Source organism: Pseudomonas sp. RA_15y_Pfl2_54, from assembly GCF_963971015.1.
GTDB classification, from domain to species: Bacteria; Pseudomonadota; Gammaproteobacteria; order Pseudomonadales; family Pseudomonadaceae; genus Aquipseudomonas; species Aquipseudomonas baetica_A.
On record NZ_CAXAPN010000019.1, the window covers coordinates 50,357 to 73,909 of the forward strand.

Here is a 23,553-nt window from a genome sequence, read left to right on the forward strand (position 1 = left end):
CGTGCTCGCGAAGGCGTCAGTCCAGCCAAGCTCTCTACTGACTGACACACCGCTTTCGCGAGCAAGCCCGCTTCCACAGGGGCCATATTCCAGGCAAAAAAAGGGGCGCATCGAATGCGCCCCTTTTTTCATTGCCGCGTTCTGAATCAGAACGCCGGCAATACCGCGCCTTTGTACTTCTCGGTGATGAATTGCTTCACTTCTGGGCTGTGCAACGCCGCAGCCAGTTTCTTCATCGCGTCGCTGTCCTTGTTGTCCTCGCGGGACACCAGGATGTTCACGTAAGGCGAGTCATTGCCTTCGATCACCAGCGCGTCCTTGGATGGATCAAGCTTGGCTTCCAGCGCGTAGTTGGTGTTGATCAGCGCCAGGTCGACCTGAGTCAGCACGCGCGGAATGGTCGCGGCTTCCAGTTCACGGATCTTCAGGTCTTTCGGGTTTTCGACGATGTCTTTGACGGTCGACAGGATGTTGTTCGAATCCTTCAACTTGATCACGCCAGCCTTGGCCAGCAGCAACAGCGCACGGCCGCCGTTGGTGGCGTCGTTCGGGATCACCACATTGGCGCCGCTTGGCAGGTCTTTGAGATCCTTGATCTTGCTGGAGTAAGCGCCCAGCGGCTCCAGGTGCACGCCGGTCACAGCCACCAGGTGGGTGCCCTTGGCCTTGTTGAACTCATCGAGGTACGGCTGGTGCTGGAAGAAGTTGGCGTCCAGACGCTTTTCCGCGACCTGCACGTTCGGCTGAACATAGTCGGTGAAGACTTTGACCTTCAGATCCACGCCTTCTTTGGCCAGAGCAGGCTTCACGAACTCGAGGATTTCAGCGTGCGGCACCGGAGTGGCGGCAACGGTCAGGGTTTCTTCTGCCTGGGCCGAAAAAGCCGCCACGGCGGCGAGGGCAACGATCAGTTTTTTCATTCAGCTAACTCCATTTGAGGCACCCGCTTGCGGCGCCTGCCAGCGAATGGCCGGCTCATTTATTAATGACGAAACCGGTTACTTGCGCGAGAAATGCACGACCAGTCTGTCACCTACCATTTGCAACACTTGCACCAGGATCAACAGCAAGACCACGGTGACGATCATCACGTCAGTCTGGAAACGCTGATAGCCGAAGCGGATCGCCAGGTCACCCAGACCACCCGCGCCCACGACACCGGCCATGGCCGTGTAGGACACCAGAGTAATCGCCGTCACCGTAATCGCCGCGAAGATCCCCGGACGAGCCTCAGGCAGCAAAGCGTTGACGATGATCTGCCGGGTCGTCGCGCCCATCGACTGGGTCGCTTCGATGATGCCGCGATCGACTTCACGCAGGGCGGTTTCCACCAGACGCGCGAAGAACGGCGTGGCACCCACCACCAACGGCGGAATCGCACCGGCCACGCCCAGCGACGTGCCGGTGATCAGCACCGTGAACGGGATCATCACGATCAACAGAATAATGAACGGCAGCGAACGCAGAATGTTCACCGCCAGCGACAACATGGCGTAGACGCCTTTGGCTTCGAGTAACTGACGCGGGCTGCACAAGAACAGCAACACGCCCAGCGGCAAACCGAGCAGCACGGTGAACAGCAGCGAACCGCCGAGCATCAGCAGGGTGTCGCCCGTCGCCAGCCAGATTTCAAACCAGTCGATGTTTTCGAAGAAAGTCTTGAGCAGTTCCATTAACGCAGCACCTCCATGTGAACGTCAGCGGCGGTGAAGCGGGCGAACGCCGCTTCCATGTCGCCACCGGTGACGGCGAGGGTCAATTGCCCGTACGGAATGTCTTTGATGCGATCGATGCGACCGGCGAGGATGCTGTAGTCGACCCCGGTTTCCCGGGCGACGGTACCGAGCAACGGCGCGTAGGTCGCTTCGCCCTGGAAAGTCAGACGCACGATGCGACCCGGCACATGCGCGAAGTCATCGCGCTGTTCGTTGTCGTCGATCTGCTCGCTTTCCTGCACGAAACGCTTGGTGGTCGGGTGCTGCGGATGCAGGAACACATCAGCCACCGAACCTTGCTCGACGATCACGCCGGCATCCATCACGCCAACCTGATCGCACACGCGACGGATCACATCCATCTCGTGGGTGATCAGGACGATGGTCAGTTTCAGCTCGCGATTGATCTCGGCCAGCAGTTGCAGGACCGACGCGGTGGTCTGCGGGTCAAGGGCGCTGGTGGCTTCGTCGCAGAGCAGAATCTTGGGTTTGGTCGCCAGGGCGCGGGCAATGCCGACGCGCTGCTTCTGGCCGCCGGACAATTGCGCCGGGTACTTCCTGGCGTGATCGGACAGACCGACCCGCGCCAGCAACTCAGCCACGCGCTTGTCGATTTCACTGCTCGACAATTCGCCCGCCAGGGTCAGCGGCAGCGCAACGTTGTCGGCCACCGTTTTGGACGCGAGCAAATTGAAGTGCTGGAAGATCATCCCGACTTGCTGACGGAAACGACGCAGGCCGTTGGCGTCCAGCGCGGTGACTTCTTCGCCGTCGACGAAGATCTTGCCGCCGCTGGAATCTTCCAGGCGATTGATCAGACGCAGCAGGGTACTTTTGCCCGCACCGGAATGACCGATCAGGCCGAAGACCTGACCATTCTCGATCGAGAGGCTGGTCGGGTGCAGGGCGGGAATGTCCTTACCGGCGACGCGGTAAGTCTTGTGGACGTTTTGAAACTCGATCACGTAGCGAACCTTGTGGGGCGCGTTAGAAAAGGATCAGCGTTTAGCCGGGCGCGCATTTTAGCCTGTCCGTATAGAGGTTCTTAGCATTTATTTCGCAATTAACCTTCGATTTGGCAATAACAAGATCAAAGGTCATAAAAAAGGAACGCTCAAAATCCTCGTCAGTCACTAGGTAAGCGACTTGAAAACCCTGGGTGCCGTGCCCGGGAACCACTCAAGAGCCCCCGGCAAGCCTCGGGGTCAAACGAGGAGTTTACGTCTGATGAGCAGTAAGAAGCCCACCGCTGACAAAAGCCAACTGGCCGGAACCGATACCAAGGATCGCGCCAACACCAACGCCAAACTCGACAGCCTGGAGAAGTTTCGCTCCGACGCCACCGGCCAGGCCCTGCGCACCAATCAGGGCGTAAAAATAGCCGACAACCAGAACACCCTGACGGCCGGCGCCCGCGGGCCGTCGCTGCTCGAAGATTTCATCATGCGTGAAAAGATCACGCACTTTGACCACGAGCGGATTCCAGAACGCATCGTCCACGCCCGCGGCACCGGGGCTCACGGCTTCTTTCAGGCCTACGAGAATCACGCCACGCTGACCAAGGCTGGCTTCCTACAGGATCCGGGGAAGAAAACTCCGGTGTTCGTGCGCTTTTCCACGGTGCAGGGGCCACGCGGCTCTGGCGATACCGTACGTGACGTACGCGGTTTCGCGGTGAAGTTCTACACAGATGAGGGCAACTTCGATCTGGTCGGCAACAACATGCCGGTGTTTTTCATTCAGGATGCGATCAAGTTTCCCGACTTCGTCCATGCGGTGAAACCCGAGCCCCACAACGAAATCCCTACCGGCGGTTCGGCCCATGACACTTTCTGGGATTTCGTCTCGCTGGTCCCGGAATCGGCGCACATGGTCATTTGGGCGATGTCCGACCGGGCGATCCCCAAAAGCCTGCGCAGCATGCAGGGCTTTGGCATCCACACCTTCCGTTTGATCAACGCCGAAGGCAAATCGCGCTTCGTCAAATTCCACTGGCGCCCTACCGCCGGCACTTGCTCGCTGGTGTGGGATGAGGCGCAGAAACTCGCCGGCAAGGACACGGACTATCACCGTCGCGACCTTTGGGAATCGATCGAGATGGGCGACTACCCGGAATGGGAACTGGGCGTGCAGGTCATCGAGGAGGAAAACGAGCACGACTTCGATTTCGACATCCTCGACCCGACCAAGTTGATCCCCGAAGAAATCGTGCCGATCACGCCGCTGGGCAAAATGACCCTCAACCGCAATCCGGACAATTACTTTGCCGAGACTGAACAGGTTGCGTTCTGTCCGGGCCACATCGTCCCGGGAATCGACTTTTCCAATGATCCATTGCTACAAGGTCGGCTGTTTTCCTACACCGATACGCAAATCAGCCGACTCGGCGGGCCGAACTTTCATGAACTGCCGATCAATCGCCCGGTGGCGCCGTTCCACAACGGTCAGCGCGATGCTCAGCACCGCACGGTGATCGACAAGGGCCGTGCGTCCTACGAGCCGAACTCGATTGATGGCGGCTGGCCGAAAGAAACTCCGCCGGGCGCGCAGGACGGTGGTTTCGAGAGCTATCCGGAACGCATTGACGCCAACAAGATCCGCCAGCGCAGCGAGTCGTTCAGCGATCACTTCTCTCAAGCACGGTTGTTCTTTCACAGCATGAGCAAGCATGAGCAGGAACACATCATTTCTGCTTACAGCTTTGAGTTGGGCAAGGTCGAGCGCGAATTCATCCGTGCGCGGCAGGTGAACGAAATTCTGGCCAACATCGATCTGGAACTGGCCAAGCGAGTGGCCGAGAACCTCGGTTTGCCGGCGCCAGCCAAAGGCACGATTGAGGTGCGCAAAACGTCACCGGACCGATCCCCTGCACTGAGTCAGGCAAATCTGTTGCCGGAGAACATCAAGACGCGAAAAGTAGCCATTCTTGCGGCCAACGGCGTCGATGGTGCGGCGATTGATGCCATGAAGAAAGCGCTTGAAGCTGAGGGGGCACACGCCAAACTGCTCGGGCCGACGTCGGCACCCGTCAAAACCGCTGATGGCAAAAGCCTGCCGGTGGATGCCTCGATGGAAGGTATGCCGTCGGTGATCTTTGATGCGGTGTTCGTGCCGGGTGGCGCGGCATCGATCAAGGCGTTGAGCGGTGACGGCGTGGCGTTGCACTACCTGCTGGAGGCGTACAAGCATTTGAAGGCGATTGCGTTGCAGGGTGACGCCAAGCAGTTGCTGGATGTGCTGAAGCTGGAGGCGGATGCCGGGCTGCTTGAGGGCAAGGATGTTGGTGCGCTGACCAAACCGTTCTTTGCCGCGATCGGGCAGCATCGGGTTTGGGCACGCGAGCCTAAGGCGAAAGCCATTGCGGCCTAAAAGTCATTCACTGACTGAAGGGACACCTTCGCGAGCAAGCCCGCTGCCACTCTGGATCTGCGTCGAACACAAAATTTGTGGGCACAGAGGATCAAGGGTGGGAGCGGGCTTGCTTGCGAAGCTTTTAGGGCTTTTTCGGACTTAGAACCATCTGCGCCGGCACCGTGCGCAAAATCTGTTTCTCGATTTTCAGATCGAAATCCGGATTCAATTTCTTCACCCGCTTGGTCAGCAACGTCGCCAACCAAGGGTAATCATTGGTGCGGGGCGCCTGAATGCTCACTGCACATTCGTAATTCACCACATCGGCGGCGATCGCATCGAGCTGCCGACGAAGTTTGCGGCTATCGGTGATGTTCAGCGCAACCGTAGTGCTCTCGGCGGTCGGATCAATCACCTTGGCTTTCGGCTTGGCTTCGGCTGCCAACAACGCTGCTTCGGCCTTTTCCAGTTCGGCCTTGCGCGCTTGGGTGATGGCACCGTTGACGCCACCGGTCAGCGCTGGCGCTTTCGGCATCAACGCACGCGCACGGCTCAACGCGGTAGCCGCAGCATTCACGTCCCCCTTCTGCAGCACGATCTGGCTACGACGCAGATACGCCTCGGCCAATTGCCGCTGATAGTGCTCAAGGGATTGATCGTTGGGGGTTTCGGCCTGCATGGCGGCCAACTGGTCTTCGGCAGTGGCCAATTCGCTACTGGCCAGGCTTTGCTCCAGCTGTGCGATGGCCGTAGCTCGCGCATCGGCGACTTCAGCCACCGGTGGCGTGCTTTGGCAGGCGCCCAGCAGCAGTGAAAATGCGACAAGGAGCAGATAACGGGAGGCGAACGGCTTCATTCCTGCGACTCTCTATTTGCGCAAAAAGCGAGCAAGTCTACACCCCTCGACGGGGCAGAACAAAACTCAGCAGAAACAGTGCGGCCGCCGTCACAACGATTGACGGGCCGGCCGGGGTGTCCTTGAACCACGACAGCGCCAGGCCGCCACACACCGCGAGCATGCCCAGCAGGCTTGCGCCCACGGCCATTTGCTCCGGTGAACGGGCATGACGCTGTGCCGCAGCCGCCGGGATGATCAACAGCGAAGTAATCAGCAACACCCCGACGATTTTCATCGCCACCGCGATCACCACCGCAATCAACAGCATCAGCGCCATGCGCAGACCGGCCACCGGCAGGCCTTCGACTTTGGCCAACTCTTCATGCACGGTGATCGCCAGCAATGGGCGCCACAGTGTCACCAGCAACACCAGCACCGCCGCGCTGCCGCCGAGGATCCACGCCAGATCGGTCGGGCTGATCGCCAGCAGGTCGCCGAACAGATAGGCCATCAGGTCGATCCGCACTTCATGCATGAAGCTTAGTACCACCAGCCCGAGAGAGAGCGTGCTCGGTGCGAGAATTCCCAAAAGCGTGTCGGACGCCAGTGGCTGGCGCTGTTGCAACGTCACCAGCAGCACCGCCAGCAGCAGGCAACCGACCGTTACGGCAACCGTCGGGCTGACATCCAGCACAAAGCCCAAGGCCACCCCCAACAGGGCCGCATGCGACAACGTATCGCCGAAATAGGCCATGCGCCGCCAGACCACGAAAGACCCCAACGGCCCGGCAACCAGCGCCAGCGCCAGACCTGCAAGCAGGGCATACAACAGAAAATCAGCCATGCTTGCAGTTGTCTCCATGAACGTGGGGTTGGCCCGAAACCGGGCCCTTGACCACTGAACCGTGCAGGTCGTGGGCGTGGTCATGATGGTGGTGATAGATCGCCAGGCTCTGCGCGTTCTTGCCGAACAGCTCGACGAACGCCGGATCGCCGCTGACTTGCTCGGGGTGCCCGGAGCAGCAGACGTGACGGTTGAGGCAGACCACCTGATCGGTGGTGCTCATCACCAGATGCAAATCGTGAGAAACCATCAGTACACCGCAGCCATGGCGGTCGCGCAGCCGGGTGATCAGGCTGTACAACTCGGCCTGACCGGCAACGTCGACGCCTTGCACCGGTTCGTCGAGCACTAACAGCTCCGGTTCGCGTAACAGCGCCCGGGCCAGCAGCACGCGCTGCATTTCACCGCCGGAAACGCTTTGTACCGGGCTGTCGATGACGTGTTCGGCGCCCACTTCCTTCAACGCCGCCAGTGCACGCGGGCGATCGACGCCCGGCACCAGGCGCAGAAAACGCAGCACCGAGAGCGGCAGGGTCGGGTCGACATGAAGTTTTTGCGGCATATAGCCGACGCGCAGCTTCGGCTTGCGCCAGACGCTGCCGCTGTCCGGCTTCAACAACCCGAGCACGGCGCGCACCAACGTGGTTTTGCCGGCGCCGTTGGGGCCGATCAGAGTGACGATCTGTCCCGGCTCGACGCTCAAATCGATGTTGTCCAGCACGGTCTGCCCGGCAAACGTGACGGCGACCTGCTCCAGACGGATCAGCGCGTTGCTCATCAAGCCCCCTGGCAACCGGAGCACAGGCCGACGACTTCGACGGTCTGGGCTTCGACGATGAAACCGACATCCCTGGCGCTGTTGATGATCGCGTCGCTGATGGATTTTTGTTCAAGTTCGATTGCGGCGTGGCAGTCGCGGCAGATCAGGAACTGGCCCTGATGCGCGTGCTCCGGCTGCACGCAGCCGACGAAGGCATTGAGCGAGGAAATGCGATGCACCAGGCCGTTTTCCAGAAGGAAATCCAGTGCGCGATAGACGGTCGGCGGCGCGGCGCGGCGGCCGTCCTGCTCGCTGAGTACCGCGAGGATGTCATAAGCGCCCAGCGGCTTGTGGCTCTGCCACACCAGCTCCAGCACCCGGCGGCGCAACGCGGTCAGGCGCAGGCCTTTCTGGGCGCACAAGGCATCGGCCTCGGACAAAGCACTGTGCACGCAATGAGAGTGGTCGTGGGGACGGCTGGCAATCGGTGTAATAGGCATGGGCGGCGACGAGTTTTGATAGAGACGTTATTATGTTACCCGTTCTCGCCTCCTTGAGTGGTCATCGTGTCCCGACTTTTTTCTGTTTTTGCGGCATTTGTCGCCAGTTTCCTGCTGATCGGTTCGGCTCAGGCCGAGGTCAAAGTCCTCACCAGCATCAAACCGTTGCAACTGATTGCAGCGGCGGTGCAGGACGGCGTGGCGACTCCCGAAGTGCTGCTGCCGCCGGGCGCCTCGCCACATAACTATGCCCTGCGCCCATCCGACGTACGGAAAGTGCAATCGGTGGACCTGCTCTACTGGATCGGCCCGGACATGGAAGGGTTCCTGCCGCGCGTGCTGAGCGGTCGGAAGCTGCCGAGCGTGGCGGTGCAGGATTTGCCGGGATTGAAATTGCGTCATTTCGCGCAAGACAGCCATTCCCACGCCGAAGACGCCGATGAGCATGATCACGATCACCGTCCGGGCACGCTGGACGCGCATTTGTGGCTATCGCCGGTGAACGCGCGCGTTATTGCCGACAAAATGGCAACGGATCTAAGCGCCGCCGACCCGGCCAATGCCGAGCGCTATCAGCACAACGCCAAGGCGTTCGATGAACGACTGGATGCCTTGGATCAGCGGCTCAAGAAGCGTCTGGCCAGCATTGAAGGCAAACCGTACTTCGTTTTTCACGAAGCATTTGATTACTTCGAAGACGCTTACGGCTTGAAGCACACCGGCGTGTTCAGCGTAGCGGCGGAAGTGCAGCCAGGTGCGCAACACGTGGCGGCAATGCGCAAACGCTTGCAGGAAATAGGCAAGACGTGTGTATTCAGCGAGCCGCCACTGCGCCCGCGTCTGGCGGAAACACTGGTGGCCGGTCTGCCGGTAAAACTGGCCGAGCTCGATGCGCTGGGCGGGTACACCCCGGCGACTGCTCAGGGGTATGAGCAGGTGCTGGAAAAATTGGGCAATGATCTGGCCGGCTGCCTGGAGTCTCTCTAAACCCGGCCATCTGTGTCGGCCCATTCGCGTGCGAGCCCGCTCCCACCTTGGATGTGTGCATGACACAGAACCAAGGTGGCGGGCTTGCTCGCGAAGCTTTTAAAGGGCAAACGGTAGAGGGGTGAGAACCTGCTGGCGTTGCGCCAAACGCTGCTCAAACTCCTTCGGATCGTGAATCAACACGTCCTGCCCGGCAAACTGTTCGGCCGCGATCAACCGCGACAGCCAGAACCGCACACACGCCACGCGCAGCATCGTCGGCCACAACTCAGCCTCCGCCGCCGTGAACGGCCGCAGCGCCGCATAGGCACCGAGGAAAGCCCGGGCACGCGGGCCGTCGATCAAGCCGTCATCGTCCGAACACCAGTCGTTCAAGGCAATCGCCACGTCATACAGCATCGGCCCCGAGCAGGCGTTGTAGAAGTCGATCAGACCGGTCAGGTGCGTGCCTTCGAACATCGCATTGTCGCGGAACAGGTCGGCGTGGATGTTGGCCCGTGGCAGCGCGAGAATTTTTTCTTTCTGCGCAGTGATCTCATCCAGCGCTTTGTGCAGCAGCGCACGCGGCTCGTCGGCCAGGTGCGAGAGAAACTCGGTGCCCTCTTCCAGCATCCAGTCCAGGCCACGATCGGTCGTGCGCTTGATCATGCGCTCGCCCTGGGTCGCCAGGTGCAGATGCGCCTGCAACTCGCCGACCTGCGCGCAATGCTGAGCATTGGCGACCTTGATGTGCTTGCCGGCCAGGCGCGGTTGCAGCAGCGCCGGTTTGCCCTTGAGCTCCCGCAACGCCTGGCCTTCGGTGGTGCGCAGTGCGTAAGGCACCGGCAAATCGGCTTCGTGCAGCACGTCGAGCAGGTCGATGAAGAACGGCATCTCCTGCACCGGGCCGCGCTCGACCAAGGTCAGGACAAACTCGCCCTGCTCCAGGCTGATAAAGAAATTGGTGTTTTCGCTGCCGGCGGCGATCCCCTGGAAATCAAGCAGACGGCCAAGCCCGTAAGGGGCGAGAAAGGTTTCCAGCTCGGGCCGAGCCAGGGGAGTGAACACAGACATGGTTAAAAACTGCTCAGTTCAGGCGTCGCGGTCAGGCGACGCCGATTAAAAGTCGGGAAACTTACTTCCAGGTAAAGATTTCCCACGACGGAATCAGCATATCCGGCTGGTCGGAGCGAATGTAGTTCGCGTCCGTACCATCGGCGCGCACCAGGAAATACGGTTTGCCACCCTTCGGCGTGACCTTGATCGCATAGACGAAACCACTGCGACTGTATTCCTGGATAACCTTGTCGCCTTCCGTGTGCGTGTTAATGGTAACTTCCGGCTCCTTTGACGGCGCATCATCTGCCGCCATTGCGGCCAACGGTGAGACAGCAATCAAACTGACCAGCAGCAAGCGATTTAACGTACGCATGATAACCTTGTCCCTTTGTCGTCAACGGTCCCGCTATTCTAGCGCCGGGCCCGCCGAAAAGGTTGATTCTGCTCATGAGCCAAGCCCCCCTCGTCCTGGTGGACGGTTCGTCTTACCTGTACCGCGCTTTCCACGCCCTGCCCCCGTTGACCACCTCCAAAGGCCTGCCGACCGGTGCGGTCAAAGGCGTGTTGAACATGCTCAAGAGTCTGCGCAAGCAGTACCCGGACAGCCCGTTCGCCGTGGTGTTCGACGCCAAGGGCGGGACCTTTCGCGATGAGATGTACGCCGAATACAAGGCCAATCGCCCCAGCATGCCCGACGACATGCGCGTGCAAATCGAGCCGCTGCACCAGAGCGTGATCGCTCTCGGCTTCCCGCTGCTGTGCGTGGAAGGCGTCGAGGCTGACGACGTGATCGGCACCCTGGCGCGCAGCAGCGCGGCGGCGGATCGCCCGGTGGTCATCTCCACCGGCGACAAGGACATGGCGCAACTGGTCGATGGCCACATTACCTTGGTCAATACGATGTCCGGTAGTTCGATGGACGTGGAGGGCGTGAAGGAGAAATTCGGCGTCGCTCCGGAGCAGATCATCGATTATCTGGCGCTGATGGGCGATTCTTCCGACAACATTCCGGGCGTTCCCGGCATCGGCCCAAAAACCGCGTCCGGCCTGCTGGTCGGCGTGAATGGCGGTCTCACCGAGCTGTACGCCAATCTCGACATCGTGCCGACCCTGCCGATTCGCGGCGCCAAAACCCTGCCGGCCAAGCTCGAAGAGCACAAGGAGATGGCGTTCCTCTCCTATCAACTGGCGACCATCAAGATCGACGTGCCGCTGGACGTCGAACTCGACGATTTGCAGATGCGCGCCGAAGATCAGGCCAAGCTCTACGAGCTTTACACGCTCCTGGAGTTCAAGAGCTGGATCAACGATCTCGATCGAGACGCCAAACGACTGGAATTGAGCAGCGCTGCGGCGCCTGAGCCGGCGGGCGATCTGTTCAGCACGCCAGAGGCCGAGACCCCGGCCGCTCCGGCCCAAGCCGCCTATGAGACCATCCTCGATCAGGCGCGTTTCGACGTCTGGCTGGAAAAACTCAAGAGCGCCAAGCTGTTCGCCTTCGACACCGAAACCACCGGCATCGACGCGCAGCAGGCGCAACTGGTCGGTCTGTCGTTCGCCGTGCAGGCCAACGAAGCGGCGTACATCCCGTTGACCCACTCCTACATCGGCGTGCCTGAGCAACTGGATCGTGACACCGTGCTGCGCGCGCTCAAGCCCATTCTGGAAGACCCGAACAAGCTCAAGGTCGGCCAGCACGCCAAGTTCGACATGAATATCCTGGCCAACTGCGCCATCGGCGGTGATCAGAACGAAGGCATCACCGTGCGCGGCATCGCCTTCGACACGATGCTCGAGTCCTACGTGCTCAACTCCACCGCCACCCGTCACGACATGGACAGCCTGGCGCAGAAGTACCTGGACCACACCACCGTGAGTTTCCAGGACATCGCTGGCAAAGGCGCCAAACAGCTGACGTTCGACCAGATTGCGCTGGAGCAGGCCGGGCCGTATGCCGCCGAAGACGCCGACATCACCCTGCGTCTGCACCAGACGTTGTTCGAAAAACTCAGCGCGATCCCAAGCCTGGCCAGCGTGCTGACCGACATCGAAATCCCGCTGGTACCGGTGTTGGCGCGCATCGAGCGCCAAGGGGCGTTCGTCGATGCCGAACTGCTCGGCATCCAGAGTATTGAACTGGGTAACAAAATGGTCGCACTGGAGCGCGAAGCGTTCGAGATCGCGGGGGAAGAATTCAACCTTGGCTCGCCCAAGCAACTGGGCGTGATTCTCTACGAGAAGCTCGGCCTGCCGGTACTCAAGAAAACCGCCAAGGGCCAGCCATCCACCGCTGAAGAAGTGCTGGCGAAACTGGCCGAGGACGATCACCGCTTGCCGAAAGTGCTGATGGAACACCGTTCCATGAGCAAGCTGAAAAGCACTTACACCGATCGCCTGCCGGAGCAGATCAACCCGCGTACCGGGCGCATCCATACGTCGTACCATCAGGCGGTGGCCTCGACCGGTCGTTTGTCCTCCAGCGATCCGAACCTGCAGAACATTCCGGTACGCACCGCTGAAGGCCGGCGCATCCGTCAGGCGTTCGTGGCGCCAAAAGGCTACAAACTGCTGGCGGCTGACTATTCGCAGATCGAACTGCGGATCATGGCGCACCTGTCCAAGGACGAAGGTTTGATGAACGCCTTCCGCAACAATCTGGACGTGCATACCGCAACCGCTGCCGAAGTGTTCAAGGTGGAGCTCAACGAAGTCACTTCCGACCAGCGCCGCGGCGCCAAAGCGATCAACTTCGGTCTGATCTACGGCATGGGCGCACAGAAACTCGGCAAGGACATCGGCGTCGACACCAAGACCGCCAAGGCTTACATCGATACCTACTTCGCCCGTTATCCAGGTGTTCGCGAATACATGGATCGCACCCGCGCCCAAGCGGCGGATCAAGGTTATGTCGAGACCTTCTTTGGTCGGCGCCTGTACCTGCCGGAGATCAACTCCAACAAGCCACAGGAACGCGCCGCCGCCGAACGCACGGCGATCAACGCGCCGATGCAGGGCACCGCAGCGGACATCATCAAGAAAGCCATGGTGGCGGTGGACAACTGGTTGGCGACGTCCGGACTGGACGCCAAAGTCATCCTGCAGGTGCACGATGAACTGGTGCTGGAGGTTCGCGAGGATCTGGTCGAGCAGGTCAGCGCCGAGATTCGCGTGCACATGAGCGAAGCGGCGAAACTGGATGTGCCGTTGCTGGTGGAAGTCGGCGTGGGCAACAACTGGGATGAGGCTCACTGAGCCATTTGAAACCGGCTCTGCTGCGGCATGACGTCGCGGCAGAGCCCGGAAAATGCGCTTAGTCCGAAAAGCTCTTGGGGTTATTCCAAAGCTTTTTGAAAAAAATCTGAACTAATCTGGAAGAACACGACTCAGAGTTACTGAATGGCTGGTGAAGCCCTTCGATGCTCCTATGTTGTGTTAAGTGTTGGCAGATATCTGAACCCCGCCCTAGCGGTTCGGAACTTGAACCCCGGAATTTCTCCCTCCCCAAATGAAATCCGGGGCTTTTTTTGCCCAAAAATTGCCTGCGACGCCCTTGCCAGAATGCGCCACTGACAATTTTGCAATCACTTACTCAGCCGCTGCTTCAGCGCCCTTGTCAGCCAGTTCCATCCAGCCTGCCAACACAGTGTAGGCCTCTTCCAGGCCCATGCGTTTTGGCGCCGAGAACAGCTGGATAGTGACCAGATCACCCCAACCCTTGCGAATTTCCGACTGCACTTTGAGCAGCGTGTTCTTGGCCGCGCCGTAAGTCAGCTTGTCGGCCTTGGTCAGCAGAATGTGCATCGGCATGCCGGCCGCAACGGCCCAGTCGAGCATCAACAGGTCGAAGTCGGTCATTGGATGACGGATGTCCATCATCAGAATCAACCCCTTCAAACTCTCGCGGCCACCGAGGTAAGCCTCAAGGTGACGCTGCCAGTGCTGCTTGAGCGGGATCGGCACTTTTGCATAACCGTAGCCCGGAAGGTCGACCAGACGCCGATCATCGTCTAGCTTGAAGAAGTTCAACAGTTGCGTGCGCCCCGGGGTTTTCGAGGTGCGCGCCAGGCTGGCGTGAGTCAGGGTGTTCAGGGCGCTGGATTTGCCGGCGTTGGAACGACCGGCGAAAGCCACTTCAAAGCCTTCGTCGTCGGGGCATTGATCGACTTTGGCGGCACTGAGCATGAACGTGGACTGTTGGCACAGGCCGAGGATGGGATTCTTGAGTTGCATGAGATTTCCGATGTGGGCGGCGCCGGAACGCGGTGTCGCTTCCGTTTCAGTGACGCCAGTATATAATGCCGCAGATTTTGTGTGTGCTTTGTCCCAGCGTAGGATGAAGCTCAGGAGAGCGACAGACCTTGATTGCGCATTAGAACGCAGAACGCTCTCAACCCTGAAAAGGTCGTTTTATGACGAAATGGCTGCTGGCTGCCGGAGTCCTGATACCGCTTTACAGCGCACAGGCTACACAGGAACCGGAAGCCGTGTACAACCGTGTTTGTGGTGCCTGTCATTCCGGCCAACTCCCCATGGCGCCCAAAAGAGGCGATCAGAAGGCTTGGACGCCGAGGTTGGCGAAAGGTATGGAGACGCTGGTGCAACACGTGACCCAGGGTTTCAAGGCGATGCCGCCGCGTGGTTTGTGCATGGACTGCAGTGCCGAGGATTACCAGGCCATCATCCTTTGGATGAGCGAGAGTAAGCCCGGCCCATAACTCTTAACCCTTAGCCGTAGTTGGATTAGCTGATGAACAAATTGATCGTGAGTCTGCTGTTGACCGTGGGAATCTCAGGCTTTGCCCATGCTGCCGGTGATGCCGCCGCCGGCCAGGCAAAAGCCGCCGTTTGCGGCGCCTGCCATGGCCCGGACGGGAACAGCATGGCGCCAAACTTTCCGAAACTGGCGGGTCAAGGTGAACGCTACCTGACCAAGCAACTGCACGACATCAAGTCGGGCAAGCGCACGGTTCTGGAAATGACCGGCCTGTTGACCAACCTGAGCGATCAGGATCTGGCCGACCTCGCCGCCTACTTCGCCAGCCAGAAAGGCAGCGTCGGTGCAGCGGATCCCAAGCTCGTCGCGCGCGGTGAAGCGCTGTTCCGTGGCGGCAAGCTCGATCAAGGCATGCCATCGTGCATCGGCTGCCACTCGCCCAATGGCGCTGGCAACGCAGCTGCCGGCTTCCCGCATCTGGGTGGCCAACACGCTCAGTACATCGCCAAGCAGTTGACCGATTTCCGTGAGGGTGATCGCACCAACGATGGCGACACCATGATCATGCGCAGCATCGCTGCCAAGCTCAGCAACAAGGACATCGAGGCAGTCTCCAGCTACATTCAAGGCCTGCACTGATCGCCTTGATTCGAGCGTTGCGGGTGATGCACATCGCCTGCAACGTTAACGCTCGATTAATCCTTCCCAGCAAGTATAAAAAGGGTGGCTTTGGCCGCCCTTTTTTGTGGCCGCTGCCGTTACACTACAGAACTCATGCCCGCCAGGACCTGTCAGAAAACAGGTCGCGCGAGGCGACCCAAATTGTCCAGGAGTAAAGCATGCGTAATCTGATCATCAGCGCCGCCCTCGTCGCTGCCAGCCTGTTCGGCGTGACCGCCCAGGCCGCTGAAGCCCCTGCCGCACCTTATGTTGAACTGGCTAATCCGGTGCCAGTGGCAGAGCCTGGCAAGATCGAAGTGGTCGAGCTGTTCTGGTATGGCTGCCCGCATTGCTATGCCTTTGAGCCCGTGATCAACCCATGGGTTGAAAAGCTGCCTAAAGATGTGAATTTCGTGCGCATTCCTGCCATGTTCGGCGGCCCATGGGACGCTCACGGTCAGATGTTCCTGACCCTGGAAGCCATGGGCGTCGAACACAAGGTTCACGCCGCGGTATTCAACGCCATCCAGAAAGAACACAAGAAGCTGACCGACAAGAACGACATGGCTGACTTCCTCGCCACCCAGGGCGTGGACAAAGACAAGTTCCTGGCAACCTTCGACTCGTTCGCCATCAAAGGTCAGATCCGCAAAGCCAAAGAACTGGCCAAGAAGTATGAAATCTCCGGTGTTCCAACCATGATCGTCAACGGTAAGTACCGCTTCGACATCGGCTCCGCCGGTGGTGCCGAGCAGGCTCTGCAACTGGCTGATCAACTGGTCGCCAAAGAGCGAGCGGCTAACAAGGCTGCTGCCAACTAAGCGCGGCAACCGTCATGCGCCGCTGGAAAACCGAACGCATCGTTGGCCTGCATGATCCGCAGGTCAACGAGCATCACCTGGCGTCTACGGGTCTGCCAGCAGACCAGCGTCTGCGCTTGCTCAGTTTCAACATTCAGGTTGGCATCAGCACCGAGCGTTATCGCCATTACCTGACCCGAAGCTGGCAGCATTTTCTGCCGCACACCGGGCGCTCAGGCAATCTGCAAAAGATCGGCGACCTGCTCGGCGATTTCGATCTGGTCGCCCTGCAGGAAGCCGATGGCGGCAGCCTGCGCTCAGGCTACGTCAATCAGGTCGAACATCTGGCCCACCTCGGCGCCTTCCCTTACTGGTATCAACAACTCAATCGCAACCTCGGCCGACTGGCTCAGCACAGCAATGGCGTGCTCAGTCGTCTGCGCCCATGGGCGATTGAAGATCACCCGCTGCCCGGCCCGAAAGGTCGCGGCGCGATCCTGCTGCGCTTCGGCGAAGGGCCGGAAGCGCTGGTGGTGGTGATGATGCACCTGGCCCTCGGCGCGCGCGTGCGCAGCCTGCAACTGGCCTACATTCGCGAGCTGATCGGTGGTTACAAGCACCAGGTGTTGATGGGCGACATGAACACCCATGCCAGCGATTTGCTGCAACACTCGCCGTTACGCGATCTCGGCTTGCTGGCCCCGCAGGTGGAAGCGACATTCCCCAGCTGGCGACCTCAGCGCTGCCTTGATCATATTTTGCTCAGCCCGACCCTGACCCTGGAAAAGGTCGAAGTGCTGGCCCAACCGATTTCCGATCACCTGCCGGTCGCGGTGGAGATTCGTTTGCCGGGTTCGCTCACGGCCGATGCATTCCCCGCGCTGAGTCCTGCCCCTCGCGGAACCCCTGAATGAGCGACGACGCCCAGCGCTGGAAAGAGAAGTACCTCAAAAGCATCGAACAACAGGACAAACTTGAGCGCCGCTGGGCCGCCCGGCTCGACTTGCTGCGTCGTGGGCTGGTGCGCAGCACGCTGGCGGCCGAAGGCACCGACCGCGTCGTTGATCAATGCATGAAAGAGATGCGCGACGTGGTGCGCACCGACGACATGGATGCCGGCCTCGCCGCCCTGTTGCCACGCCTGGAAAAAGCCGTGCTCGATTCCGAGCAGCGTCGCGAAACCCGGATTGAACAGGTCAGCACCGCGCTGACCGCGCTGGTCGCTCAGTTGCAATCCTTGCCGTTGCCAAGGGACGTCGCTCAACCGCTGAAAAAATTCGCCAAACAATTGGACGGCCGGGTGGGTCAGGCCCGCGAAATGCCGCTGCTGCTGAGTGAGCTGAGCGGTTTGCAAGGCAAAGCCTTGAGCCAGTTGGAGACGCAGGCAGAACCGGGGCGCCCGGGATTGTTCCAACGCTTGTTTGGCAGTCGTGACACTGAGGAGACGCCAGCGTCAGCCCCAGAAGCGCCTGCGCAGGAAACACCCAAAGAGCCGTCGCTCGCCGCCGCGGCGCCCGAGTCCGAGCCCATAGCGGTCGCTCCCACCGACATCAGCGAACCACTGCCTGCGGCTCCTGTGCTTGAGCAAGCAGCGCCAGCCGTAGCGATCGAAACACCCGCGCCAACGACCCCGATTCAGGCCGAACCGCAAGTACTCGCCTTTGTGCCGCCCAAGGTCGCCGTTGAAGTGGTCAGCGCCCCGACCGAAGCAGAAATAATCGAGCCTGAGCCTGAAGTCATTGGCGCGCCAGCTCCGCCCCCGGTCATCCCCGCAAACCTGAACCCCGACGAGTTGATCCACCCCGGTGATCCAACGCCGATGATCCTCGACAGCCTGCCCTTGCCCGAGCCAATCGCTCAGGCCTTGGCAGCCATCGACCCGGAGCAATCCGAGGACGATATCCTGTTCGCTCTGCCTGACTCCCCCGAGCCGTCCTACAGCTCGGTGGCCAAGCACATCGAAGACACGCTGATCGGCCTGCTCGACGACCTGACCCTGCCCGAACGTCACCGCCCGCAAGCCGAAGCCATGCGCGACCGGCTCAAGCACGGCCTGAACTGGTACGAATTGATCCCGATCCTCGACGATCTCGCGACGTTGATGCTGGCCATCACCGACAGTGGCCAGCACGAATTTGAAGTGTATCTGCAGCAACTCAACGAACGCCTCGAAGCATTCCAGAGCAACCTGCAAGCCGCCAGCGATGGCCATGCCGACAACAGCTCGGCGGCGCGGGCCATGGACACGCAGATCCGTGAGCAAGTCGACGGCTTGCAGACCAGCGTGCAGGAAGCGGCAGATCTGGATGACCTCAAGCAAGTGCTGGAAAACCATCTAGAAGGTTTGCTCGGCACCATGGATCAGCACCAGAAGCAGCGCGATGCCCGCGAGCAGGAAGTGGCGGCGCGACTCAAAGGTCTGTCCGAACGTGTGGCCCATATGGAACAAGAGGCTCAGGGCTTTCGCGAGCACCTTGAAGAACAACGCCAAAAGGCCTTGATCGACCCGCTCACCGGCCTGCCCAACCGCGCCGCGTGGAGCGAACGCCTCGAACATGAAATCAAGCAATGGCAGCAACACGGCAACACCTTGAGCCTGGCGATGCTCGACCTTGATCACTTCAAACGGATCAACGACAACTATGGCCACCTGGCCGGCGACAAGGTGCTGAAGATCATCGCCACCGTGCTGCGCAAGCGTCTGCGCGGCTCTGACTTCATCGCTCGTTTCGGCGGCGAAGAGTTCGTTCTGCTGCTACCGGCCACCCCGCCAGCGGTCGGCGCAAAATTGCTGGAAACCCTGCGGGCAGCCGTCGAGGCGTGTCCGTTCCACTTCAAGGGCGAACGGGTCACGATCACCCTTTCGATGGGACTCGCCTCGTTCAGAGCGGGAGAACACAGCGATCTCGTCATCAAAAGAGCCGATCAGGCGCTTTATCGCGCGAAAGATGCCGGGCGCAACCGGATCGAACTGGGCTGAGCAAATTGTTCCATTTTGTTTAAATCCACCCGCTGATCATCTAGACGCAAGTCAGTACGTTACACTGTTGCATTACTGACTTGCGTGTATTGCCCTCTGCCATGAAATTCTTTGCCCTCCTCGCGTCACTGCTCGTTCTTGCCGGTTGTGCCAGCGGCCCGCGTTACGACACCAGCCATCCTTCAGCCAATCACGACAGCCGCATCCAGTTCGTAGTCGTGCATTACACCTCCGCTTCGCTTGAGCGCTCGCTGCAATTGCTGACCCACGGCGAAGTCAGCAGCCATTACCTGATTGGTGATGATAAAAACGCGACGGTCTACAAATTGATGGATGAACGTCAGCGCGCCTGGCACGCCGGCGAAAGCCAATGGCAGGGCCGCACCTGGCTCAACTCAAGCTCCATCGGTATCGAAATCGTCAATCCGGGTTTCAAGGACACCCCGACCGGACGCCTGTGGTATCCCTACAGCGAAGCGCAGATTCAAGCCTTGATCGTTCTGCTCAAGGACATCAGCAAGCGTAATGGCATCAGCCCACGCCACATCATCGGTCACAGCGACATTGCGCCCTTGCGCAAGCTCGATCCGGGGCCGTTGTTCCCCTGGAAGCGACTCGCCGAACAAGGCCTTGGCGTGTGGCCCAATAAACAAGCCGTGGCCCGTCAGCAGGCACTGTTCAACAGCCGCGAACTGCCGAGCATCAGCTGGTTCCAGGAGCAACTGGCCCATTTGGGTTACGACACTCCGCAGACCGGCGAACTGGACGTTGCGACGCGTCATGTAATCGCTGCGTTCCAGATGCATTTCCGCCCCGCGCGTTTCGACGGCACACCGGACGCGCAAACGGCAGCACTGTTGCTGGTACTCAACCAGACAAAATAATGACGCCCGCCCGACGGTCAGGGCAAATGCGCAATCAGCAGCTATAACTCATTGGTAACTCTTCGGATATTCCATGATGGTTGCTACCCGAGAGACACTGCGTAGCTGGTTTTATCGCCCTTGGTTTTTGGCGATGATCGCGGCTGTCCTCAGCACCTGCCTGTTGATCGCTGGCACAATGTTCATCGCCACGCGCTATGTCGAGCAAAGTGAAAGCCAGGAAATGAACGCTCAGGGCGAACGTTTTCTCGCACGCCTCGAGCAACTGTTCGGCCAGTTGCGCGAAAGTCTCGACGATCTGGAAGCCCAGCCGTTGCGCCGTTGCGATGACGAAATGATCGCCACGCTGCAGCAAGTCACCTTCAACTACCGCTTCGTCTACGAGGCCGCTTACAAAGACGCCACGCGCACCTGCTCCAACCGTCCACGGCAGGAAGGCCTGTCGGTCGCGCGCCCTCCCGACATCAAAGGCCCGACCTACAGCTATTGGCTGAACACCACCACCGAACCCGATGAAAACCGTGCCGCGCTGATGCTCGGGCGTGGCAATTTTCGTGTGGCGACCTCGCGCGGACATTTGACGGACATGGTTGACCTGTCGCCCGGCAGCAGCTTGCTCGTGGTGCTGGATCATGGCACCCGAGCGATCCCGGTTCTGGGGACGGCTCAGGCCTGGCCCCCCGCAGAAACCTGGCCGAAAAAAAGCCGCGATGTTTTGCAAATCACCCAGAACCGGTTGATCTACCGGATGCCCACTGACAATCCGCAATACCAACTGGTGCTGATCACGCCGAGGAGCGCCTTGCACATCCCTGCCATCTGGTGGTGGATGATTCCAGCCTGTGCGCTACTGGGTGCGTTCTTGGGTTTTTTTGTGTTTTTACTGGTGCGCCAGCGCCAGTCGCTGGACGCCGAACTGCACGGGGCCATCCGCCGGGGCGAGTTGCAGGTGCTCTATCAACCGATCTTCGACCTTGACAGCCGCAACTGCGTTGGCGCCGAAGCCCTGCTGCGCTGGCGGCGCCCTGACGGCACGTTAACCAGCCCTGATCTGTTTATCCCCATGGCGGAAAATACCGGGCAGATCCGCCAGATGACCGACTTCGTCCTCCAGCGCTTGCTCGAACAACTGGGGCCGGTGTTGCGCGCCAACCCGCAGTTGTACATCTCAGTGAATCTCGCGGCCTGCGACGTGATGGTGCCGCGCATCGGTCAGGTCATGGCGCGGCTGTTGACGCTGCACCGGGTCGCTGCGCGGCAGATTGCCTTCGAAGTCACCGAACGCGGTTTGATCGATGTGGTGGTGGCGCGGGAAAACCTGCAAGCGTTGCGCAATGTTGGCCATCAAGTGTTGATCGATGATTTCGGCACCGGCTATTGCAGCCTCGCGTACCTGCAAACCCTGCCGGTGGACTGCCTGAAGATCGACAAGGCCTTCATCGATGCACTCGGCCATGACGCTGCCAGCAGTGGTGTTGCGCCGCACATCATTCACATGGCCCAGGCACTGGATTTGAAGGTAATTGCCGAAGGGATCGAGCTTGAGTCACAAGCCGAACTGCTCAGCAGCGAAGGTGTGAAGTTCGGTCAGGGCTGGCTGTTCGCCCATGCGCTGAGCGCGGTGCAGTTCATTGAACTGATCACCCGTGGGCGACGCCTTGCAGGACGCCGAATGGATGACGAGGCCTAAACCGCCAGCGCCATATAGAACTGCGTGCCCTGCCCCGGCCGCGAATAAACCCCCATCCGCCCGCCATGCAACTGAACGATTTCCTTGCACAGCGCCAATCCGAGCCCGGCGCCGCCCTTCTTGCGCCCGACCTGCACGAACGGTTCGAAGATCCGCCCCTGTTGACCGTAGGCAATGCCTTCGCCATTGTCTTCAACGCTGATAATCACACGCTCGCCATGACGGCGCGCCTGCAAGCGAATCTGGCCATCGCGAGCAGTGTGACGCAGGGCATTGTCGATCAGATTGTCGAGCACCCGATCCAGTTGCGCCTGATCGGCCTGCAGATGCGGCAATACCCCTTGCACCTCCACCTCCAATGAGACGCCTTTTTCCGCTGCCGTTTCGGCAAACCGCAACTGCGCCTGCCTCAGCAAATCCTCAATGGAACAGGGCGCCAGCGTCAGCTTCTGCAAACCGTTCTGGTAACGCGAGAAGTTCAGCAAGTCATTGATCAACTGCATCAGGCGCTGCATTTCTTCGTTGACGGTGTCGAGCAGGTCGGCTTCGCGAGACTCTGCTGGAAACTTCGCCCGCTCACGGAACAGACCAAACGCCATGTGCATACCGGTGACCGGGGTGCGCAACTCATGGGAGGCACGCAGCACAAACTCGCTGCGCACCCGTTCGAAGGCCCGTTGCTCGGTGACGTCGTGCAACACCATCACTGCGCCGAGGATATGGCCCTGGGTGTGGCTGACCGGCGTCAGGCTATACGTCAGCAAGCGGGATTCGCCGTCGACCTCGATGCTCAAATCCTCCGGCGCTCGCTCCAGGGTGCCACCACGCAACACCAGTTGCAGTTGTGCATCCAGTTCCGGCCGCTCAAGAGCGCTGGCCAAGCCTTGGCCCAGACGGTCATCGTCCCAGCCCAATTGACGCTGGGCGACCGGATTGAGGTGCTCTAGATGCCCGTCACGATCAATCATCAGCAATCCGTCATCGATGCAGTCGAGTACGGCCTGCAACCGTTGCTGGCCGGCCAACAGTTCGTCGACGTTGGTGGCCTGATGCTCGCGCAGCGCTTGCGCCATCAGGCCAAAACGACGGGACAGCAGATTCACTTCCATCGCTGTCGATGTCGGCAGGGTCACTTCAAAATTGCCCTGACCTATATTGTCAGCCGCTTTGGCCAATGCCTCGATGGGCGCACCAATGCGCCGGGCAATTGCGTGCGCAGTCACGAAACCGATGATCAACACCGCCAGCCCCACCAGCCCGAGCAGGCCAGCGATCAAAAGTGCCCGGTCACGGGCCTCGTGCTGCACCGCGTTGACGTTATCCAGCGCGTGCTTGTGCTCGGTGATCAATCCGTTGCGCAACGTGTTGAAGCGCTCTCTAAGATCACGATTGTTACTGAGCACGTTGGTCGGGTCGCGGGACAGATCGAATGCCTTGAGAAAACTCAGATAGTCCGACTTGGCCTGTTTGAAGCCGTACTCTCTGGCCTCCCCTCCTACTTCTTGCGCAATACCTTCATCCAGTAATTGCAGGTAACGCTGCCTGGACGCCTCGAACGCCGCAGGGTCGGGCTTCTCCGCAAGCATAAGCACCAACTGGTCGCCGAGGGTCTGGCGCAGTTTGAGTCCCAGATCCAGGGTCAAGAAGTTGCTGCTAATCGTCGCTTCCTGAGTCCTGGCCATTTGCATCACGCTGACCAGCCCGAGCAGCAGCCCGAGCAAGGCCACAGTAATCAACGCGGAAATACTGAGGAACAGACGCGTGCGCAACTTCACCGCCGGTTTCATCGTCG

21 protein-coding genes are annotated in these 23,553 nt (G+C 59.9%); 10 read left to right on the forward strand and 11 right to left on the reverse strand.

All coding sequences use genetic code 11. The features are described from left to right. Positions 1-146: 146 nt before the first annotated feature. From AACY50_RS15480 to AACY50_RS15490, 3 genes are all read right to left on the reverse strand, one after another. Positions 147-920 (reverse strand): MetQ/NlpA family ABC transporter substrate-binding protein, encoded by a 774-nt coding sequence (locus AACY50_RS15480; protein WP_339432378.1) that lies wholly within the window; start codon positions 918-920, stop codon positions 147-149. Between the two features lie 78 nt (positions 921-998). Next, positions 999-1,673 carry a methionine ABC transporter permease gene (locus AACY50_RS15485; RefSeq protein ID WP_221732278.1) on the reverse strand — a complete coding sequence of 225 codons (675 nt, stop codon included), beginning with the start codon at positions 1,671-1,673 and terminating at the stop codon, positions 999-1,001. Further along, complete coding sequence (locus AACY50_RS15490; protein ID WP_339432377.1) at positions 1,673-2,680, reverse strand: methionine ABC transporter ATP-binding protein; 1,008 nt, start codon at positions 2,678-2,680, stop codon at positions 1,673-1,675. Before AACY50_RS15490 ends, AACY50_RS15485 begins: the two co-directional genes overlap by 1 nt. Before the next feature lie 262 nt (positions 2,681-2,942). On the opposite strand from AACY50_RS15490, the gene katE reads away from it, so the two are divergent. After that, positions 2,943-5,084 (forward strand): catalase HPII, encoded by a 2,142-nt coding sequence (gene katE / locus AACY50_RS15495; RefSeq protein WP_339432376.1) that lies wholly within the window; start codon positions 2,943-2,945, stop codon positions 5,082-5,084. A gap of 124 nt (positions 5,085-5,208) precedes the next feature. Here the strand turns inward: katE and AACY50_RS15500 are convergent, their stop codons facing one another. The 4 genes from AACY50_RS15500 to AACY50_RS15515 are packed head-to-tail and all read right to left on the reverse strand — an operon-like array spanning position 5,209 to position 8,008. Next, complete coding sequence (locus AACY50_RS15500; protein WP_339432375.1) at positions 5,209-5,922, reverse strand: PA5502 family lipoprotein; 714 nt, start codon at positions 5,920-5,922, stop codon at positions 5,209-5,211. Between the two features lie 37 nt (positions 5,923-5,959). After that, positions 5,960-6,748, reverse strand: coding sequence for a zinc ABC transporter permease subunit ZnuB (gene znuB / locus AACY50_RS15505; protein ID WP_339432374.1), 789 nt, complete (start codon positions 6,746-6,748; stop codon positions 5,960-5,962). Next, positions 6,741-7,526, reverse strand: a complete 786-nt coding sequence (gene znuC / locus AACY50_RS15510) for a zinc ABC transporter ATP-binding protein ZnuC (protein ID WP_339432373.1) — start codon at positions 7,524-7,526, stop codon at positions 6,741-6,743. Before znuC ends, znuB begins: the two co-directional genes overlap by 8 nt. After that, a complete protein-coding gene (locus AACY50_RS15515; RefSeq protein ID WP_339432372.1) occupies positions 7,526-8,008 on the reverse strand; it encodes a Fur family transcriptional regulator in 483 nt (160 codons plus the stop codon). The genes znuC and AACY50_RS15515 overlap by 1 nt, the downstream gene beginning before the upstream one ends. Before the next feature lie 66 nt (positions 8,009-8,074). Between AACY50_RS15515 and znuA the strand changes: the two genes are divergently transcribed. Then, positions 8,075-8,995 carry a zinc ABC transporter substrate-binding protein ZnuA gene (gene znuA, locus AACY50_RS15520; RefSeq protein ID WP_339432371.1) on the forward strand — a complete coding sequence of 307 codons (921 nt, stop codon included), beginning with the start codon at positions 8,075-8,077 and terminating at the stop codon, positions 8,993-8,995. 99 nt (positions 8,996-9,094) lie between these two features. Here znuA and AACY50_RS15525 read toward each other — a convergent pair whose 3' ends face one another. Both AACY50_RS15525 and AACY50_RS15530 read right to left on the reverse strand, forming a co-directional pair. Further along, positions 9,095-10,048 carry a homoserine kinase gene (locus tag AACY50_RS15525; protein ID WP_339432370.1) on the reverse strand — a complete coding sequence of 318 codons (954 nt, stop codon included), beginning with the start codon at positions 10,046-10,048 and terminating at the stop codon, positions 9,095-9,097. A 61-nt stretch (positions 10,049-10,109) separates the two neighbouring features. Then, the gene (locus AACY50_RS15530; protein WP_339465414.1) at positions 10,110-10,406 is read right to left on the reverse strand and encodes a DUF2782 domain-containing protein; all 297 of its coding nucleotides are present in this window, start codon (positions 10,404-10,406) and stop codon (positions 10,110-10,112) included. Positions 10,407-10,480: 74 nt separating this feature from the next. Here AACY50_RS15530 and polA point away from each other — a divergent pair, with 74 nt between their 5' ends. Then, positions 10,481-13,285, forward strand: a complete 2,805-nt coding sequence (gene polA, locus AACY50_RS15535) for a DNA polymerase I (protein WP_339465412.1) — start codon at positions 10,481-10,483, stop codon at positions 13,283-13,285. 333 nt (positions 13,286-13,618) lie between these two features. Here the strand turns inward: polA and yihA are convergent, their stop codons facing one another. Continuing rightward, positions 13,619-14,263, reverse strand: a complete 645-nt coding sequence (yihA, locus tag AACY50_RS15540; RefSeq protein WP_123455004.1) for a ribosome biogenesis GTP-binding protein YihA/YsxC — start codon at positions 14,261-14,263, stop codon at positions 13,619-13,621. Between the two features lie 179 nt (positions 14,264-14,442). On the opposite strand from yihA, the gene AACY50_RS15545 reads away from it, so the two are divergent. From AACY50_RS15545 to AACY50_RS15575, 7 genes are all read left to right on the forward strand, one after another. Beyond that, positions 14,443-14,748 carry a c-type cytochrome gene (locus AACY50_RS15545; RefSeq protein ID WP_339432366.1) on the forward strand — a complete coding sequence of 102 codons (306 nt, stop codon included), beginning with the start codon at positions 14,443-14,445 and terminating at the stop codon, positions 14,746-14,748. Positions 14,749-14,780: 32 nt separating this feature from the next. Then, a complete protein-coding gene (locus AACY50_RS15550; protein ID WP_339432365.1) occupies positions 14,781-15,386 on the forward strand; it encodes a c-type cytochrome in 606 nt (201 codons plus the stop codon). Between the two features lie 200 nt (positions 15,387-15,586). After that, the gene (locus AACY50_RS15555) at positions 15,587-16,228 is read left to right on the forward strand and encodes a thiol:disulfide interchange protein DsbA/DsbL (protein WP_339432364.1); all 642 of its coding nucleotides are present in this window, start codon (positions 15,587-15,589) and stop codon (positions 16,226-16,228) included. Between the two features lie 14 nt (positions 16,229-16,242). Next, the gene (locus AACY50_RS15560) at positions 16,243-17,121 is read left to right on the forward strand and encodes an endonuclease/exonuclease/phosphatase family protein (RefSeq protein WP_339432363.1); all 879 of its coding nucleotides are present in this window, start codon (positions 16,243-16,245) and stop codon (positions 17,119-17,121) included. After that, the gene (locus AACY50_RS15565) at positions 17,118-19,187 is read left to right on the forward strand and encodes a GGDEF domain-containing protein (RefSeq protein WP_339538810.1); all 2,070 of its coding nucleotides are present in this window, start codon (positions 17,118-17,120) and stop codon (positions 19,185-19,187) included. The genes AACY50_RS15560 and AACY50_RS15565 overlap by 4 nt, the downstream gene beginning before the upstream one ends. Positions 19,188-19,288: 101 nt before the next feature. Continuing rightward, the gene (locus AACY50_RS15570; RefSeq protein WP_339538811.1) at positions 19,289-20,071 is read left to right on the forward strand and encodes an N-acetylmuramoyl-L-alanine amidase; all 783 of its coding nucleotides are present in this window, start codon (positions 19,289-19,291) and stop codon (positions 20,069-20,071) included. A 76-nt stretch (positions 20,072-20,147) separates the two neighbouring features. Beyond that, positions 20,148-21,761, forward strand: coding sequence for an EAL domain-containing protein (locus AACY50_RS15575; protein WP_339432424.1), 1,614 nt, complete (start codon positions 20,148-20,150; stop codon positions 21,759-21,761). Here the strand turns inward: AACY50_RS15575 and AACY50_RS15580 are convergent. After that, entirely contained in the window at positions 21,758-23,548 is a 1,791-nt protein-coding gene (locus tag AACY50_RS15580; RefSeq protein WP_339432360.1) for a KinB sensor domain-containing domain, read from the reverse strand. The two genes, AACY50_RS15575 and AACY50_RS15580, sit on opposite strands and share 4 nt — an antisense overlap. Positions 23,549-23,553 lie beyond the last annotated feature (5 nt).